The sequence below is a fragment of the Streptomyces sp. NPDC038200 genome (assembly GCF_055600785.1).
The window spans coordinates 214,916-232,502 of the sequence record NZ_JBVJYH010000006.1 but is presented as its reverse complement, the minus strand read 5'-3'; the positions used below and the strand labels follow the sequence as shown (position 1 = coordinate 232,502).

The window sequence follows — 17,587 nt, the reverse complement described above, 5'->3', positions numbered from 1 at the left end:
GGAAGGTCAGACTGCGGTCTTCTCGGGCTCCGCCTGGTCCTCGTCCGCGAGGGCAGCGAGGAAGCGCTCGGCGTCCAGAGCGGCGGAGCAGCCGGTGCCGGCCGCGGTGATCGCCTGGCGGTAGGTGTGGTCGACCACGTCACCGGCGGCGAAGACACCGGTCAGGTTGGTCCGGGTGGACGGAGCGGCGACCTTCAGGTAACCCTCCTCGTCCAGGTCCAGCTGGCCCTTGAACAGCTCGGTGCGCGGGTCGTGGCCGATCGCGATGAACAGGCCCGTCGCGGGCAGCTCGGACAGCTCGCCGGTCTTGACGTTGCGCAGCTTCAGGCCGGAGAGCTTCTGGTCGCCCTGAACCTCGGCCACCTCGCTGTCCCAGACGAACTTGATCTTCGGGTCGTTGAAGGCGCGCTCCTGCATCGCCTTGGAGGCACGCAGAGTGTCCCGGCGGTGGACGATCGTCACGGACTTGGCGAACCGCGAGAGGAAGGTGGCTTCCTCCATCGCGGTGTCGCCACCACCGATCACGGCGATGTCCTGGTCCTTGAAGAAGAACCCGTCACAGGTGGCGCACCAGGAGACACCGCGGCCGGAGAGCGCGTCCTCGTTCGGCAGGCCCAGCTTGCGGTGCTGGGAGCCGGTGGTGACGATGACGGCCTTCGCCTTGTGGACCGTGCCCGAGGTGTCGGTGACGGTCTTGATCTCACCGGTCAGGTCGACGGAGACGATGTCGTCCGGAATCAGCTCGGCGCCGAAGCGTTCGGCCTGGGCGCGCATGTTGTCCATGAGGTCGGGGCCCATGATGCCGTCGCGGAAGCCCGGGAAGTTCTCCACTTCGGTGGTGTTCATCAACGCACCACCTGCGGTGACGGCACCTTCGAACACCAAGGGCTTCAGCGACGCACGGGCGGTGTACAGCGCCGCCGTGTAGCCTGCGGGCCCGGAGCCGATGATGATCACGTTACGGACGTCGCTCACGGCTTGATTCCTCGTCTCTGGTCTGCGTCAGTCGACCGGTGGGAGCCCCTTTCAGGACTCTCACCCCACCCAACGGATCCTACGGGGCCCGCATTCCCAGTGTGTCCGGGCACACGCGTGCTCGGGGACGACCGAAGAAGTGTGCCAGCAGACTCAGTGACGGGAGACCGACTGCTTCAGCAGAACCTTGCCGGCAGAGGCGGTCTGCTGGTGTACACAGGCCGCGTCGACGACGTAGGCCGTGACTCGCTTGCTGTCCTGAGCGTCGGCTACGACGACGAGGTAGGCAGCCTTCCCCGCGTACGTTCCCGTCTTGGCGCCGAGAACGTCAGCGTTCTGGCCGAGCGCTTGCCGGACGCAGTCGGGGACCGGAACGGTGGTCTGGAGCAGAGTGTTCGGGCCCTCCGTGGACCCGGGCGAGTTCGATCCCCCGTCGGTGCCCATCCGGGGCTTCTCGCTGCCCCGCGGCAGCACCTTCTTGTCGGTGAGGAGAACGTGCACCTGGTTCTGCACGCTGTCGCCGGAGAAGGAACCGGCGGCCGAGGTGGTCGGTGTCCCATGGGCCGTCGTGTGGTCGGTGCTGTCCCCGAGCGACTTCACGATCAGACCTCCGGCGCCCAGCATCGCGGCCGTGAGCACGGCACCCAGGACGAGCCGGCCCCGCCGCCGACGGCGCTCGGGTCCCTTGCGTCCCGGCCCGGTCGCCGCACGAGGACGCCCGGCAGGACGGTCCTGGGGGCGTTCGGCGAGAGGATCGGAAAGTGGGTCAACGGGGTGGTCGATGAGGTGATCCGTGGGAGCCGATGTTTCACGTGAAACGTGGGCCGCCTGCTCCTCGCCGCCGACGCTCAGCGGTGCCTCGGCGGCAAGGGCCGCGTCGATACGTGCCGCCACGTCGTCCGGCATGTGTACCGGCTGCGGTACGGAGCCCAGGAGGCCGCGGATCTCCTCCAGCGAGGCGTACACGTCCGCACACGGCTCGCACGTGTGCAGATGGCGCCGCACGTCCGTGCTGCGTTCCGGCGGAAGAAGGCCCTCGGTGAGGTCGGAGATCTCCGCGACGTCCGGGTGCCCGGCCGTGTCCGTCGTGGAAGTCACGCTCGCCCACCTCCGCCCTTCGCTACGGCTGAATCGCTCGGTCCCACGTCCCCGGGGCGTCCGGTCGGTGACCCCGTTGCCGGTGGGACGGATGCCCCCGGTCCCTGGTTCCGTCCTGGGCCGGTTTCTTTCCTGTCCCCGGTACCGCCCGGTCGTGGGGCGCCGGTGCCTTCCGGCCGTAGATGCGTGAGGAGGGGCAGCAGTCTGGCTCTGCCCCGGGCGCAGCGGCTCTTCACCGTCCCCGTCGGCACATCCAGGATCCGTGCGGCCTCCGCCACGGGGTAGCCCTGCATGTCCACCAGAACGAGCGCGGCCCGCTGCTCCGGGGGGAGGGTGCCGAGCGCTTCGAGGAGCTGCCGGTGCACGTCCTTCCGCTCGGCGGGAGCCGAGGCGGACTCATGCGGCTCCAGCAGCTGCTCCAGCCGCTCGGTGTCGTCGACCGGAGCCGTCTTGCGCGAGGCCGCCTTGCGCGCCCGGTCCAGGCAGGCGTTCACCGTGATCCGGTGCAGCCAGGTCGTGACGGCCGACTGCCCCCGGAAGGTGTGGGCGGCCCGGTAGGCCGACACCAGGGCGTCCTGCACCGCGTCGGCGGCTTCCTCGCGGTCCCCCAGGGTCCGCAGAGCGACCGCCCAGAGCCGGTCGCGATGCCGCCGCACGATCTCGCCGAAGGCCTCGGGGTCGCCTTCTACGTGGCGGGCGAGCAGGTCGCGGTCGCCCACTCCGTCGTATCCGGCGTCCTCGGCCATCTGCCCCCTCCGGTCCGGGTGAGATGTCAGCCCGTGAACTTCACTTCGCCGATGGCCTGCTTCCAGCCGGCGCTGGCGTACAGGGTGGAGTCGTACCCCGAGTTCGGCACGGCCGTCAGCCAGACGAGAACGTACTGCGTCTTGACCGACTTGGTGACCTTCACCGTGGCTGTGGTGCCCGTCGTCGTGACCTGGCCGATCCTGTCCATGGAGTCCAGCGACGCCGGTGTCAGCGAGTCCGCAGCGTACAGCTCGACCGTCGTGTGGTCACCGGCGTAGCGGAGGTCGAGGGTGGCCGTGCTGAGTTTCTGGGCCGAGCCGAGGTCGTAGACGATTCCGACGCCCGGCTTGAGGGGTGCGATCGCCGGACCCGCGGTGAAGCTCTTGGTCTTCCAGTACGTCGACGCGTTGCCGTCGTAGGTCTTGGGTTCGGACCCACGGTTCTGGGCACCGCCCTCGGCGACGAACTCCTGACTGTTTCGGATGCTTATCGGCTTCGGCTTCGGCTTCGCGTGGTTCTTGTCGCCGTTGTCCGTGTTCTGGCTCTTGTGGGTGTCGTCGGACTTCTCCTTGGGGCCCATCAGGGCGTCCGCCAGCTGCCAGCTGCCCAGACCCAGGGCGGCGATGAGAAGGGCCGAGACCGCCCACTTCAGCGCCTTGCCGGTGCGGCTCTGGAGCGGGGGAGGCGGGGACGCGATCGGCTGCGTGGCGCCGTGCGGCGCCTGGCGGCCGTAGGTGCCCTGCTGGTAGGTCGTGCGCTGGTACTCCGGCGGGGCCGTGAACGCGGGCTCGGGCGGGCGGATGCGGGGCATCTCGCCGATCGCCTTCACCAGCTCCTCCGGCGTGGTGCACGGAGCCTCGTGGCGGGAGGCCGTGGCCCCGTCGTTGACGAGGGCACGCATCGTCAGCTCGGACAGGCCGCGATGCACACCGGCCCGCACCTGGTCGGGGGCGATGAGGCCGATGTCCTTGGGGAGGCCGGCCAGCCCGTAGGCGTCGCTCTCGTACGGCCAGCGCTGGGTCAGCGCCGCGTACAGCAGGGCGCCGATGGCCTCGGTGTCGGTGCGCTGGGGGGTGTCGGAGCTGATCCCGCGCAGCGCCGCGTTCACGGCGAGGCCGCGGATGCGCCACTGGCCGGTGGAGGCCCGCAGCACGGCGTTCGGGTTCAGCCGCAGATGGGCCAGGCCCTCCCGGTGCGCGGCCGCCATGGCCGAGGCGACCTGACTGACCATCTGGTAGGCGTCGTGCGGCTCCAGCGGGCCGCCGGCGAGAAGCGTGGACAGTTCGGTGGCATCGGGCAGCCACTCGTGGACGACGTAGACCAGGTCGTTCTCCTCGACAGCGTCGAGGACCTGGACGAAGCGCGGGTCGCCGAGCAGCGCGGAGGAACGGGCGGCAGCGAGCACGGAACGGGCCCGAGGGTGGTCCGCGGGCAGTACATGGACGCCGACGGCACGCCGCAGTTTCTCGTCGACCGCACGCCAACTGCTGAATCCGTCCAGTCGGGTGACGCACTCCTCCAGCCGGTAGCGTCTGGCGAGCTTGTGACCGCTGTGCAGCTCCGGAGGCGATGCCTTCCGTCCGGGACCTTCGGCTCCGCCGCTCCCCTGTGCCTTGTCGCTGTCCGTGTCCCGCTCCGGGTTCTTGGCCACCCCGTCGGCCGTGGACTGGTCCGCCTTGGCGGTCAGCGGTTGTTCACCGCTGTTGTCTGCCACGTCGACGGCAGCCGTGCTCCGTTCCGCCACCGTCGTCCCTGCCTCCCCATCCGTTGCACGCTGTCCGACGCCGAAACCAATTGTGCCCACAGTCCGCCGCTATGCACGACACACAGCGGCGGACGATGGTTGTGCGCCTACCCCCGCCTCAACGCCCCAGACGCCCGCGCACCATACCCACGAGCGAGTTCAGCTCCTCGATCCGCATCCGGCGGGCGGCCACGAAGAAGACGCCGAACAGGACGGCACCGCCGGCCACCAGCGCGGCGAAGGAGCCCGCGAAGCCCTGGCCGAGCGTGTGCCCGATGCCGTAGCAGGCGGCGCCGCTGAGCAGGGCCGCCGGCACCGAGGCGATGCCCAGCCGCGCGTACGTGCGCAGCACGCGGGAGCCGTCCAGGTCGCCGCCCAGCCGCATGCGCAGCCGGCGCCAGGCGACGCCCACACCGATGGCGTAGGCGAGGCCGTAGGCGGCGGCCATGCCGACGACCGCCCAGCGGGCCGGCAGCACGAAGTAGCACAGCGCTGCCGCGCCGGCGTTGACCGCGGCCACGATGACCGTGTTGTAGAACGGGGTGCGGGTGTCTTCGTACGCGTAGAAGGCACGCAGGACGACGTACTGCACGGAGTACGGGATCAGGCCGAGGGCGAAGGCCATCAGCATGTAGCCCATGTTGACGGCCGAGCCGGTGCCGGCGGAGCCGAAGACCAGCGTGCACATCGGGATGCCGAGCGAGATGAACCCGAACGCGATGGGCACGATGGCGACCGCGGTGGTGCGCAGGCCCTGGGAGATGTCGTCACGGACGGCACCCGAGTCCCCCTCGGCGGCCGAGCGGGAGATCCGCGGCAGCAGGGCGGCCATCAGGGACACGGTGATGATGGCCTGGGGCAGGCCCCAGATCAGCTGGGCGTTGGCGTAGGCGGCGAAGCTGGTGCCCGACACGCCGGAGTCCTTGCCCGCGGCGATGGACAGCTGGGTCACGACCAGGGCGCCCGCCTGGTTGGCGAGGACGAACAGGACCGTCCACTTGGCGAGCATCGCGGCCTTGCCCAGACCGTGGCCCCGCCAGTCGAAGCGCAGCCTGATCCGGAAGCCGGTCTCCCGCAGGTACGGGATCATCGCCAGAGCCTGGACGACCAGGCCCAGCAGCACGCCGACGCCGAGCAGCCGCTGGCCCTCCGGCGGGATGGTGTCGACCTTCATGTGGGAATCCGCGGCGGTGCCGTAGACCCAGATGAACATGCCGAGCGTCACGATGATGACGATGTTGTTCAGGACCGGGGTCCACATCATCGCGCCGAACTTCCCGCGGGCGTTCAGGATCTGACCCATCACCACGTGGATGCCCATGAAGAAGATCGAGGGCAGGAAGTAGCGGGTGAAGGTGACCGCGACCTCGTTCGCGGCCGGGTTGTTGGCCACGGGGTTGGCCAGCGCCCGCACCAGCAGCGGCGCGCCGAGCATCGCGAGCCCGGTCAGCACGGCGAGGGCCACCATCACCACGGTCAGCAGCCGGTTGGCGAAGGCCTCGCCGCCGTCCTCGTCCTCCTTCATGGAGCGCACCAGCTGGGGCACGAACACGGAGTTCAGGCCGCCGCCGACGGTGAGGATGTAGATCATCGTCGGCAGCTGGTAGGCCACCTGGAAGGAGTCGGCGAGGAAGCCGAGGCCCAGCGCTGCGGCGATCAGCGCGGAGCGGACGAAACCGGTGAGGCGGGAGACCATCGTGCCCGCCGCCATGACCGCGCTGGACTTCAGCAGCCCGGCGGCGCGGCCGCCCTTCTTGGCGGGCGCTGCAGGAGCCTCAGCGGCCGGGGTGGCCTCCGGCTCGAAGGCCCCCGCGGAGCCGACGGGGTCGGGAACGGAGGCCGGCGCGGGCACCGGGGCCTGCGCGGGGTATCCGGCGGCGGACGGACCGGCCGGGTGACCGGCACCGGCGTACGGGTAGCTCTGCTGCGGACCCTGACCGTGCGGCTGCGGGTACGCGGCCGTCGTGCCGTATCCCATGCCTGGCCCGGCGGCCGGACCCGGGACGCCCGGGGGATCCATGGGCCCGGGCCCGCCGCTCTGCTGCTGGTCCTTGAAGAGATGAGCGAAGGCGTCCGGCTCGTGGTACTCCTCGCCGGAGTGCGAGACCAGATCGTCCACGCCCACGAACTGGGTCGTGCGCGGGTCGTCGCCGTACGGCAGGTACTGGGTGGCGCCGCCCGGCTCCGGCGCGGGGGGCTGTGCCCACACCTGGGGGTCGGGGGCGTAGGGCGACGGGGCCGGCGGCGCGTACGGCGGCTGCTGCGGGTCGTACGTGCCCGGGGGCGGAGGCGGGTGCGCGGCACGGTCGTAGAGCGCCTCGGCGACCGGGTCCTGGGCAGTCAGGTCGTGCGCCCGGTACGGGTCCTGCTCGTAGGCGTCCTGGAGATACATGTCCGCCGCGGGCTGCGGCGGCACCTGGCCGGGCTCGGGCGGCGGCTCGGGGTAGCCCGAGCCGGCCGCGCCCTGGCCGCGGTCACCGTCGTACGGCGCGTTCATGCCTACCCCACCTCATCGTCCCGGGCCCACCGGCCACGACATCGCTCAACGGTCCACTCTCTCACCCGTCCCGGACGGGTCGGTGCTTTCCGGTGCGGTGTCCGGCGCAGGGTCACTCGGCTGCTCCGGGTCGCCTGCCCCGGCGGCGGAGTCGGACTCCTCCGGGAGACGGTCTCCGGGTGCCTCGGGGTTCCCGGGCTGGTCGGAGCCTTCTTCCGCCGGGTCGGGGCCGTCCTCGTCGGCCTGCCTGGCGGCGGCGCGCTTGCGCTGCGTGTACATCCGGAAACCGGCGAGGACGAGGAGGAGGACGCCGCCGCCGATGACCAGCATCACGGTGGGCGTGACCTCGGTGACCTTCACGTCGAAGGTGACGGCGTCCCCGTACTTCTGGCCGTCCTCGGTGTACAGCTGGGCGACGACCGTGGCCCGGCCGTTGGCGTTGGCCGAGGTGGTGAACTTCACCGACTGGCTGTGCCCGCCCGAGATCTCCACGGGCTGCTCGTAGTAGGAGTCGCCGCCGATCTTCAGTCGGGTCGGCTGGGTCGACTCCAGGCGCAGCACCAGATGGGCGACGGGCTGGACGAGGTTGTTCTGGACCGTCACCGGGATGGTCGCGCTGCGGCCCGAGAGCTTGGTCTCGGACTTGTCGATCAGCTTGACCTGGTCGGCCAGCTCGTCGAGCCAGGTCTCCACGCCGTCGCGGTAGCTGCCCGCCTCGCCGCTGTGGCCGCGCCAGGACGTGGACATCTCCCGGTTTATGGCCCGTCCGAACGGGGTGACCACACGGGACTGGTCCGTGAGGACGACCCGGAAGTTGTCGAGCTTGTCCTGGGTGCGGGCGATCTGCTCGAAGGCCGTCCTGGGCAGCTCCTGGCGGCGCAGTGCGGAGGGGTAGGCCGACGTCGACGGGATGCGGGTGGTGGCGCCCGGGTCGGGCTTGTCCTTGGCCGCCGCGGTGAGGTCCTGTGCCTGGGACCAGGTGCCGCCCTGGAGCGCCGTCAGCGCTGCCGCCATCGCCTGCGCCTGACTCGCCGTGGGCGTGCGCTGCGGGGCGACGACGATGCTGCGCTGCTTGTCCGTCTGGGTGTTCAGCTCCAGGCTCTGGGCCAGGAACTCCTGCACGGCGAGTGTGGCCGAGCCGGCCTTCGTCAGATCACCCTCGAACGCCGTGGACAGCCGGGTGTCGGCCACCACCGCCGTGGTGCCGCCGCCGACCGGGCGGGCTGCGGACGGCGTGTACGACAGCCCGGAGGTCTCCCGGAGGCTGTCGCTGCGCGTGATCACCTGGTCGGCTCCGGCGGAGGTGGCGACCTTCATGATCGACGGGTCCACGGCGCCGTCCACGGGCCAGGCGAAGGCGGTGCTCGGTGTGACGTGGAGCACGGTCTTCACCGTGGTCGCGGCGACCTCGGTGGCGTCCTTGAGATGACTGAGCGACCCGGTGACGCTGGTGCCCCTGTGGGCCAGGGAGGCCAGGTCCGGGTCGCCGAAGGGCAGTGCCACGACCTCCTTGCCGGTCACCGCCTTCTGCAGGGCGGCCAGCCACTGCTTGGCGAGCGCCTGGTGCTCCCGCGGGCCGGGCGTGCTGGAGCCGTCGGCTTCCTGTATCCGGTAGTTGCCCACGGCCATCGCGTCGACCGAGGCCAGCAGATCGGGGTCGATCACCCAGGTGACGTCGAGATCCTTGCCCAGCTCCACCATCTGGGCCAGCCGGCCGCCGGGCGCCAGTTCCTTGGAGAGGTCGTCGTTCAGGAACTCCGGCGTCTGCAGGTCGCCCGCGCCCGTCTTGGCCGTCATGTGGACCGTGGAGAGCAGCGGCCACAGGAACGTCGTCCTGGTCTTGGTGTCGGGCTCCGACGGCTGCCACGGCAGGAACGTCCGCTGGACGCCGAGCACCTGGTCCCAGCCCTGGGAGGAGGTCTGGCCCGACAGGACGACACCGAACTCGTAGACCCCGTCATCGCCGAGGTCGAGCTTGTCCACGGGGACGGAGATGCTGAAGTGCTCGGCGACGCCCGGAGCCAGCTTGTCGAACTTCTCCTCGTACTTGTCGCCGACATCGGAGCCGACGGCGGCCTGCGGGTCGTCGGCGTGCTGGGCCACGGAGTCGATGGCCGAGCGGGTGGTCAGCGGGGAGCCCACCCGCAGGCCCACGTGGGCGTCGGTGACGGACTGCTTGCCGTTGTTGGTCACCGTGCCGGACACGGTCAGTGTGTCGCCGTCCGTGGGGGCGCTGGGGCTGAGCGAGTCCAGCGAGACGGACACCACTCGGTCGGAGGGGGCCGCCTGGGCGGGCGCGGCGGCGGGCAGCTGGAGCACGCCGGTCAGCAGTGGCGCCCCGGCGAGAAGTGCTCCGGCGCGCCGCAGCCAGCGGCGGGCAGGTGAGGCACTGGTCCCCTGGAAGTCAGCCGCCTCGGCCACGCGCTCGCCCGTCCCTCGTCGTCGTCAGTGGTCGTCGGATTGTGCGTCCACGCATGGTAACGATGCACGCTGAACGGAAGTGCCGCGGTCTCCTCGCCAAGATCGATGAAGAGCCGTGACCCGTCCTCTATATCCAGTATCGAGGGGAGAGCGGCCGTACGCCGCAAGAGCAGTGCTTGCCCGGGTATGCCGGGAGGTGTCCGCACCGCCTTAAGGGGGCGCCCCCGGTCGTGCCGGGCACGTACCCTCTTCTGTTGTGCCGAACCCCAACGAAGACACTCCCTCTGCCCTGAGCCAGGCGCAGCAGCGCGCGGTCGCCGAGCTGCTGCGGGTGGCCCCCGTCGCCGACGACCTCGCCCGCCGATTCCAGGAAGCCGGGTTCTCGCTCGCCCTGGTCGGCGGATCGGTCCGCGACGCGCTGCTCGGCCGGCTCGGCAACGACCTGGACTTCACCACCGACGCCCGCCCCGAGGACGTACTGAAGATCGTCCGGCCCTGGGCGGACGCCGTCTGGGAGGTGGGAATCGCCTTCGGCACGGTCGGCGCGCACAAGGGCGGCTACCAGATCGAGATCACCACCTACCGGTCGGAGGCGTACGACCGCACCTCGCGCAAGCCGGAGGTGTCGTACGGCGACTCCATCGAGGAGGACCTGGTCCGGCGTGACTTCACGGTCAACGCGATGGCCGTGGCGCTGCCGGAGAAGGAGTTCATCGACCCGCACGGTGGCCTGGAGGACCTCGCGGCGCGCGTGCTGCGGACGCCGGGCACGCCCGAGGAGTCGTTCTCGGACGATCCCCTGCGCATGATGCGGGCCGCCCGGTTCGCCGCCCAGCTCGACTTCGAGGTCGCCCCCGAGGTCGTCACCGCGATGACGGAGATGGCCGGGCGTATCGAGATCGTCTCGGCGGAGCGGGTCCGGGACGAGCTGAACAAGCTGGTCCTCTCCACGCAGCCGCGCAAGGGCCTGACGCTCCTCGTCGACACCGGTCTCGCCGGTCATGTGCTGCCCGAGCTGCCGGCGCTGCGCCTGGAGAGTGACGAGCACCATCGGCACAAGGATGTCTACGAGCACACGCTGATCGTTCTGGAACAGGCGATCGCGCTGGAGCAGGACGGCCCCGATCTCACGCTTCGTCTGGCGGCACTGCTGCACGACATCGGCAAGCCGCGCACCCGCCGCTTCGAGACGGACGGCAGGGTCTCCTTCCACCACCACGAGGTGGTCGGCGCCAAGATGACCAAGAAGCGCATGACCGCCTTGAAGTACTCGAACGAGCTGGTGAAGGACGTCTCACGGCTGGTCGAGCTTCATCTGCGCTTCCACGGCTACGGCACCGGGGAGTGGACGGATTCGGCTGTCCGCCGGTACGTCCGTGACGCCGGCCCGCTGCTGGACCGCCTGCACAAGCTGACCCGCTCCGACTGCACCACGCGCAACAAGCGCAAGGCGGTGGCGCTGTCCCGGGCCTACGACGGCCTGGAGGAGCGCATCTCCCAGCTGAAGGAGCAGGAGGAGCTGGACGCCATCCGTCCCGACCTCGACGGCAACCAGATCATGGAGATCCTGGGAGTCGGTCCGGGACCGGCCGTGGGCAAGGCGTACAAGCACATGCTGGAGCTGCGTCTGGAGAACGGCCCGATGGGACACGACGCCGCGGTGACGGCGCTCAAGGAGTGGTGGGCCGCACAGAGCTGAACCGGACCCGGGGGATGTTTCACGTGAAACACCCGCCCGGGACGACGACACCGAGGGGCGATGTTTCACGTGAAACATCGCCCCTCGGTGTCGATGGGCCCGCTTACCGGCGCTCGAAGCGGGCCAAGGCCGCAGCGATCACGCCGTAGAGGACGGCGACGAGAAGCACCAGCACCGCCGAGCGGCCGTCCGGGGGAAGCATCAGGGCCGCCACGCCTGCCGCGCCGACGAAAGCGACGTTGAAGAGGACGTCGTACACGGAAAAGACCCGGCCGCGGAAGTCGTCCTCGACACATGCCTGGACGATCGTGTCCGTGGCGATCTTGGCGCCCTGGGTGATCAGCCCCAGGACGAAGGCCGCGACCATGAGCGGTCCGGTGGCGAAAGGAAGACCCAGGGCCGGTTCCAGTACCGCGGCCGTGGCGGAGCACGTGACGATCCAGCGGCCGGGGCCGAGCCGGCCCACCGCCCCGGGCGTCACCACGGCCGCTGCGAAGAATCCCGCGCCGGACAGTGCCAGCGCCGTCCCGAGCAGCCGCAGCCCCTCGGCGGGAGTGTCGGCGAGGGCGTAGCGGCAGAGCATGAGCAGCAGGACGAGCAGCGCGCCGTAGCAGAAGCGCATCAGTGTCATCGCCGCCAGAGCCCAGGCCGCTTCCCTGCGCCGGGGCGCGGCCAGGTGCCGGCCGGCGGCGAGCAGCTCACGTGCCGTCTCGGCCAGCGCCGTACCCAGGCGGGGGCGAGCCGGGTGCCGGTCGGGGCCGAGGAGGTCGGGGGGCAGGCGCAGGGACGCGAGGCTCGCGCACAGGTACAGGAAGGAGCCGAGCGTCACCACTGCCGCGTCGGAGTCCGACGCCACGATCCGTACAGCGAAGGCCAGACCTCCGCCCGCGGTCGCGGCGAGGGTGCCGGCCGTCGGGGAGATCGAGTTGGCGAGCACCAGGCGTTCGGCGTCGACGACACGGGGCAGAGCGGCGGACAGCCCGGCGAGGACGAAACGGTTGACGGCCGTGACGCACAGCGCGGAGACGTAGAAGAGCCAGTCGGGGGCGTGGCCGAGCATCAGCGCGGCGGTGGCCGCGGCCAGCAGGGCGCGCAGCAGATTGCCGTAGACGAAGACCTGCCGTCGCCGCCAGCGGTCCAGCAGGACACCGGCGAAGGGACCCACCAGCGAGTAGGGGAGCAGCAGGACCGCCATCGCCGAGGCGATCGCGGTGGCCGAGGTCTGTTTCTCCGGGGAGAAGACGACGTACGCGGCGAGCGCGACCTGGTAGACGCCGTCGGCGCCCTGGGACAGGAGGCGCACGCTCAGCAGGCGCCGGAAGTGCCGCAGGCGCAACAGCAGGCGCAGGTCACGTACGACGGGCATGAGCGACAGCCTCACACATGCGGAAGGTCCCCGGGTCGGGAAACCCGGGGACCTTCACAGCCCTGGCAGGAGCGTTCTCGTGCGAGCCGCGGCGTCGGCCGCTTTAGCGCTCGACCTCACCGCTGATGAACTTCTCGACGTTCTCGCGGGCCACGTCGTCGAAGTACTGGACCGGCGGGGACTTCATGAAGTACGAGGAAGCCGACAGGATCGGGCCGCCGATGCCGCGGTCCTTGGCGATCTTCGCGGCGCGCAGGGCGTCGATGATGACACCAGCGGAGTTCGGGGAGTCCCAGACCTCGAGCTTGTACTCCAGGTTCAGCGGGACGTCACCGAAGGCGCGACCCTCCAGGCGGACGTAGGCCCACTTGCGGTCGTCCAGCCAGGCGACGTAGTCGGACGGGCCGATGTGGACGTTCTTCTCGCCGAGGTCCCGGTCGGGGATCTGCGAGGTGACGGCCTGCGTCTTGGAGATCTTCTTGGACTCCAGGCGCTCGCGCTCGAGCATGTTCTTGAAGTCCATGTTGCCGCCGACGTTCAGCTGCATCGTGCGGTCCAGGATGACACCGCGGTCCTCGAACAGCTTCGCCATGACGCGGTGCGTGATGGTGGCGCCGACCTGGGACTTGATGTCGTCACCGACGATCGGCACACCGGCCTCGGTGAACTTGTCCGCCCACTCCTTGGTGCCGGCGATGAAGACCGGGAGGGCGTTGACGAAGGCGACCTTGGCGTCGATGGCGCACTGGGCGTAGAACTTCGCCGCGTCCTCGGAACCGACGGGCAGGTAGCAGACCAGGACGTCGACCTGCTTGTCCTTGAGGACCTGGACGACGTCGACCGGCGCCTCGGCCGACTCCTCGATGGTCTCGCGGTAGTACTTGCCGAGACCGTCGAGGGTGTGGCCGCGCTGGACGGTGACACCGGTGCTGGGCACGTCGCAGATCTTGATGGTGTTGTTCTCGGAGGCGCCGATCGCGTCCGCGAGGTCGAGGCCGACCTTCTTGGCGTCCACGTCGAAGGCGGCGACGAACTCGACGTCCTTGACGTGGTAGTCACCGAACTGCACGTGCATCAGGCCGGGGACCTTGGACGCCGGGTCGGCGTCCTTGTAGTACTCGACTCCCTGCACCAGCGACGCCGCGCAGTTGCCCACGCCGACGATGGCTACGCGAACCGAACCCATTCCGGTTGCTCCCTGTGTGTACGAGTGAGGCCCTGACTGGGTCTCACGTGGCGGTGTCGCCGGGCGTATCCGTCCGGGGGGTGTCCCCGGGACGGGGCAGGCCGCCCGTCGATCCAGTGGTGGTGTCCTGTTGAGCGGGCCCCCCGGAGGCGGAACCCCTCAGGTCCCGTCCGGCCCGCTCGCTCTCGATGAGCTCGTTCAGCCAGCGCACTTCGCGCTCCACGGACTCCATCCCGTGGCGCTGGAGCTCAAGCGTGTAGTCGTCGAGGCGCTCCCGGGTGCGTGCCAGAGAGGCGCGCATCTTCTCCAGGCGCTCCTCCAGGCGGCTGCGCCGGCCTTCCAGGACGCGCATGCGCACATCGCGCGAGGTCTGCCCGAAGAAGGCGAACCGTGCGGCGAAGTGCTCGTCCTCGTACGCGTCGGGGCCGGTCTGCGAGAGCAGCTCCTCGAAGTGCTCCTTGCCTTCTGCCGTCAGTCGGTAAACGATCTTGGCGCGGCGTCCGGCGAGGGGGGTGGCGAGCGCGTCGTCCGGGGTGTTCCCGGGTTCCTCGATCAGCCAGCCGTTGGTGACCAGCGTCTTGAGGCAGGGGTAGAGCGTCCCGTAGCTGAACGCACGGAACACCCCCAGCGACGTGTTCAGTCGTTTGCGCAGCTCATAGCCGTGCATCGGGGACTCCCGCAGCAGGCCGAGCACGGCGAACTCAAGGATGCCGGAGCGCCGGCTCATCGTCGCCTCCCCTCGGTCCCGCAGGTCCGTCCCGCAGGTCTCGCAATGCCTCTCAGCGCCTTTATCTCGCGCTGATGTATCGACTCGATACATCAAGACGATAGAACGGCCTTCCGCAGGCGACAAGGGGGACAGCGGTGAACGGGATCACATCACCGATTCGTAGGAGGCAAGTTGCCTGTTTTGGGGTGAACTTCGGGGCTCGGCGGGTTTTGGTGGTGCGTAGTCTGTGCGGCATGCACACCACCGGGAACCACGTGGCGCCTGGGGAGCGTCATCGTCCCCGGTGCAGTACGGGTGAATGCAGGACCGACCACATCCGTACTTCGGGGGGACCGGAAACCAGCCGCCGTTCCAGGCGCGCACGGGTGCGCCTGCCCGAGGAGTAATCGTTCGATGAGCGAGCACCGTCGCAAACCGCCGCAGCCGCAGGGAGGCGGACGTGCCGCGGCCCGACGCGGCCAGTCCGGCTCGTCCTCCGGCCGCCGTGCGGCACCGCGAGGCGCCACCGGGTCCCCTGCCGACTCCTATGGGTCCCGTTCCCACGGGGCGGAGTCCGCCGACTCGGTAGGCGAGGAGCGTTCCTACGGCAGCCGTGCCGAGGCCCGCCGTGCGGCGCAGAAGACCGGCCGCCGCAGAGCGGCCGACGACACGGGGCCGGGCGGCCGGCGCGGCGGCCCGGGCGGTCCGACCGGCCCGGGCCGCGGCAAGGGCCGGGCGACGACGGCACCCGGCAAGAAGAGGTTCATCGACTATCCCAGGGTCGACAAGTACGGCTGGCGGCGCTGGGTGCCGTCCTGGAAGCTGGTCAGCGGGCTGTTCATCGGCTTCGTCGGCGGCCTCGTGGTGATGGTCGGGGTCGGCTACGCGATGGTCTCGATCCCGAACGAGAACGACGCGGCCAAGTCCCAGAACAACGTCTACTACTGGGGCAACGGCAAGCAGATGGTGGCCACCGGTACCGGCGTCAACCGGCAGAACGTCAGTATCGACCAGATTCCCGAGGCGATGCGGTTCGCGGTGATCTCCGCGGAGAACAAGTCCTTCTACGACGACTCGGGCGTCGACCCCATGGGCATCGCGCGCGCCATGGTGAACATGGCGCGGGGCGGTCAGACGCAGGGTGGCTCGACGATCACCCAGCAGTACGTGAAGAACACGTACCTGAGCCAGGAGCAGTCGGTCACCCGGAAGTTCAAGGAGATGTTCATCTCCATAAAGGTGGGCGCGAAGCTCAACAAGGACCAGATCCTGCAGGGCTACCTGAACACCTCGTACTTCGGCCGGGGCGCGTACGGCATCCAGGCCGCGGCGCAGACCTACTACGGCAAGAACGCGGTCGATCTCAAGCCGAGCGAGTGCGCCGTCCTCGCGGCGCTGCTGAAGGGCCCGACGTACTACGACCCCGCGGGCAACCAGGACCTCGACAAGTCGGCCACCCCGGCAGCCAACCTGAAGCGCTCCGAGGACCGCTGGGCCTGGATCCTCGGCGAGATGCACAAGGACAAGCACCTCACCGACGCCCAGTACCAGAAGGCCATCGCCGAGTACCCCAAGCCCGACGGCCGCAAGGCGACCAAGGGCATGACCGGCCAGATCAGCTACCTGGCCGACACGGCCAAGAAGTACGTCCTCGCGCACTCCGACATCACCGAGGCGCAGTTCGACCGGGGCGGGTACCAGATCTACACGACGTTCGACAAGAACAAGGTCGACGCGCTCGCCAAGGCCGTGAAGAACGTCCAGAAAGAGAACCTTGACCCGAAACACCGTGAACTGGACAAGTATGTTCAGTTCGGTGCGGCCTCGGTGAAGCCCAAGGATGGCGCGATCGTCGCTCTCTACGGTGGCGACGGCTATGAGAACGGGCACTTCACCAACAACGCGGACACCTCGGGTGTGCCCGTGGGTTCGACCTGGAAGCCGTTCGTGCTGGCCGCCGCCATGAAGTACGGCACCTACAAGTCCGACGGTGAGGGCGTCTCTCCGCTGAGCAAGTACAACGGCAACGACCATCTCAAGGTCAGCAAGCCGGATGGCGGGTACTACCTTAACAAGGACAACTCGTACTTCTTCCAGAACAACGAGAGCCCCCACCCTTGGGGATACATCACCCTGCGCAAGGCGATGGAGCAGTCCGTCAACACGCCGTTCGTGCAGCTCGGTGTCGATGTGGGAATGACGCACGTCCGGGATGTGGCGCGGAGCACCGGCATTCTCAGCCAGAGCATGTCGCAGGACCTCAACCCGTCCTTCGCCATCGGTACGTCCACCCCCAGCGCGATCCGCATGGCCGACGCCTACGCCACCTTCGCCGCGTCCGGCCAGCAGGTGGAGCCGTACTCCGTGACCGCGGTCAAGGTCAACGGCGCGGACGCGCCCAGCTTCACCAAGCCGAAGCCGGCGCCCCAGGAGGCGCTGGACCCGAACATCGCCAACAACGTCACGGACGTCCTGGAGAACGTCGTCCAGAACGGCACCGGCAAGAAGGCCCTCGCCCTCGGCCGCAAGGCGGCGGGCAAGACCGGTACCACCGACGAGAACAAGTCGGCCTGGTTCGTCGGCTACACCCAGCAGCTGTCCACCTCGGTGGCGATGTTCCGCGAGAACCCCAAGGACCACAAGCTGCTGTCCATGAACGGTACGGCGGGCGTCGACTCCATCCACGGTGGTGACATCCCGACGCAGGTGTGGACCGAGTACATGAAGGCCGCGCTCAAGGGCCAGAACGACCCCGGTTTCCCGGACGCCACCGAGATCGGCACGGTCCAGAACGAGGCGGGCGCCCCCACCCCGACCCCGAGCGTCACCTTCACGCCGAGCCCCACGCCCAGCGACACGCCGAGCCCGACGCCGAGCCAGACGACCATCACGCCGTCTCCGTCGGCGAGCGAGTCCTGCGACGTCGGGTGGGGCAACAACTGCAACGTCAACGGCGGCGGCAACGGTGGCATCGGAGGCACGGACACCGGTGGCACCGACGGAGGCACCACGCCGACGCCCACGGGCACGGAGACAACCGGAACCGATACCACCCGAGGAAACGGCAACGGCAACGGAGGCTTCTTCGGAGGCCAGGACGGCTAGCCCGGTGATCCGTCCGGTTGGCGACCATATCGCCCGCCAG

11 protein-coding genes are annotated in these 17,587 nt (G+C 69.5%); 2 read left to right on the top strand and 9 right to left on the bottom strand.

Translation table 11 applies throughout. From position 1 onward, the window contains the following. Window positions 1-6 precede the first annotated feature (6 nt). The 6 genes from trxB to ACZ7KF_RS15450 all read right to left on the bottom strand — a co-directional run bounded on the left by trxB (window position 7) and on the right by ACZ7KF_RS15450 (window position 9,482). Window positions 7-975, bottom strand: a complete 969-nt coding sequence (gene trxB / locus ACZ7KF_RS15475) for a thioredoxin-disulfide reductase (RefSeq protein WP_471073887.1) — start codon at window positions 973-975, stop codon at window positions 7-9. 153 nt (window positions 976-1,128) lie between these two features. Beyond that, entirely contained in the window at window positions 1,129-2,073 is a 945-nt protein-coding gene (locus ACZ7KF_RS15470) for an anti-sigma factor family protein (RefSeq protein WP_471073884.1), read from the bottom strand. After that, window positions 2,070-2,819, bottom strand: coding sequence for an RNA polymerase sigma factor SigM (gene sigM, locus ACZ7KF_RS15465; RefSeq protein WP_471073881.1), 750 nt, complete (start codon window positions 2,817-2,819; stop codon window positions 2,070-2,072). The genes ACZ7KF_RS15470 and sigM overlap by 4 nt, the downstream gene beginning before the upstream one ends. A 26-nt stretch (window positions 2,820-2,845) precedes the next feature. Further along, the gene (locus tag ACZ7KF_RS15460) at window positions 2,846-4,564 is read right to left on the bottom strand and encodes a protein kinase family protein (RefSeq protein WP_471073878.1); all 1,719 of its coding nucleotides are present in this window, start codon (window positions 4,562-4,564) and stop codon (window positions 2,846-2,848) included. 118 nt (window positions 4,565-4,682) lie between these two features. Next, the gene (murJ, locus tag ACZ7KF_RS15455) at window positions 4,683-7,061 is read right to left on the bottom strand and encodes a murein biosynthesis integral membrane protein MurJ (protein ID WP_471073875.1); all 2,379 of its coding nucleotides are present in this window, start codon (window positions 7,059-7,061) and stop codon (window positions 4,683-4,685) included. Between the two features lie 45 nt (window positions 7,062-7,106). After that, window positions 7,107-9,482, bottom strand: a complete 2,376-nt coding sequence (locus ACZ7KF_RS15450; protein ID WP_471073872.1) for a DUF6049 family protein — start codon at window positions 9,480-9,482, stop codon at window positions 7,107-7,109. A 256-nt stretch (window positions 9,483-9,738) separates the two neighbouring features. On the opposite strand from ACZ7KF_RS15450, the gene ACZ7KF_RS15445 reads away from it, so the two are divergent. Further along, window positions 9,739-11,181, top strand: a complete 1,443-nt coding sequence (locus ACZ7KF_RS15445) for a CCA tRNA nucleotidyltransferase (RefSeq protein ID WP_471073869.1) — start codon at window positions 9,739-9,741, stop codon at window positions 11,179-11,181. A 103-nt stretch (window positions 11,182-11,284) separates the two neighbouring features. Here ACZ7KF_RS15445 and ACZ7KF_RS15440 read toward each other — a convergent pair whose 3' ends face one another. The 3 genes from ACZ7KF_RS15440 to ACZ7KF_RS15430 all read right to left on the bottom strand — a co-directional run bounded on the left by ACZ7KF_RS15440 (window position 11,285) and on the right by ACZ7KF_RS15430 (window position 14,460). After that, window positions 11,285-12,547: an MFS transporter gene (locus ACZ7KF_RS15440; RefSeq protein WP_471073866.1), complete on the bottom strand. Its 1,263-nt coding sequence runs from the start codon at window positions 12,545-12,547 to the stop codon at window positions 11,285-11,287. A 103-nt stretch (window positions 12,548-12,650) separates the two neighbouring features. After that, the gene (locus ACZ7KF_RS15435; protein WP_471073863.1) at window positions 12,651-13,733 is read right to left on the bottom strand and encodes an inositol-3-phosphate synthase; all 1,083 of its coding nucleotides are present in this window, start codon (window positions 13,731-13,733) and stop codon (window positions 12,651-12,653) included. Window positions 13,734-13,776: 43 nt separating this feature from the next. Next, the gene (locus tag ACZ7KF_RS15430; RefSeq protein ID WP_471073860.1) at window positions 13,777-14,460 is read right to left on the bottom strand and encodes a PadR family transcriptional regulator; all 684 of its coding nucleotides are present in this window, start codon (window positions 14,458-14,460) and stop codon (window positions 13,777-13,779) included. Window positions 14,461-14,856: 396 nt separating this feature from the next. Here ACZ7KF_RS15430 and ACZ7KF_RS15425 point away from each other — a divergent pair, with 396 nt between their 5' ends. Further along, entirely contained in the window at window positions 14,857-17,547 is a 2,691-nt protein-coding gene (locus ACZ7KF_RS15425; protein ID WP_471073858.1) for a transglycosylase domain-containing protein, read from the top strand. Window positions 17,548-17,587: the final 40 nt, after the last annotated feature.

Bases quoted from the DNA above. Each gene is read 5' to 3' on its own strand.
- sigM (WP_471073881.1), bottom strand. From the start codon at position 2,819: ATGGCCGAGGACGCCGGATACGACGGAGTGGGCGACCGCGACCTGCTC.
- murJ (WP_471073875.1), bottom strand. From the start codon at position 7,061: ATGAACGCGCCGTACGACGGTGACCGCGGCCAGGGCGCGGCCGGCTCG.
- ACZ7KF_RS15440 (WP_471073866.1), bottom strand. From the start codon at position 12,547: ATGCCCGTCGTACGTGACCTGCGCCTGCTGTTGCGCCTGCGGCACTTC.
- ACZ7KF_RS15435 (WP_471073863.1), bottom strand. From the start codon at position 13,733: ATGGGTTCGGTTCGCGTAGCCATCGTCGGCGTGGGCAACTGCGCGGCG.
- ACZ7KF_RS15430 (WP_471073860.1), bottom strand. From the start codon at position 14,460: ATGAGCCGGCGCTCCGGCATCCTTGAGTTCGCCGTGCTCGGCCTGCTG.
- ACZ7KF_RS15425 (WP_471073858.1), top strand. From the start codon at position 14,857: ATGAGCGAGCACCGTCGCAAACCGCCGCAGCCGCAGGGAGGCGGACGT.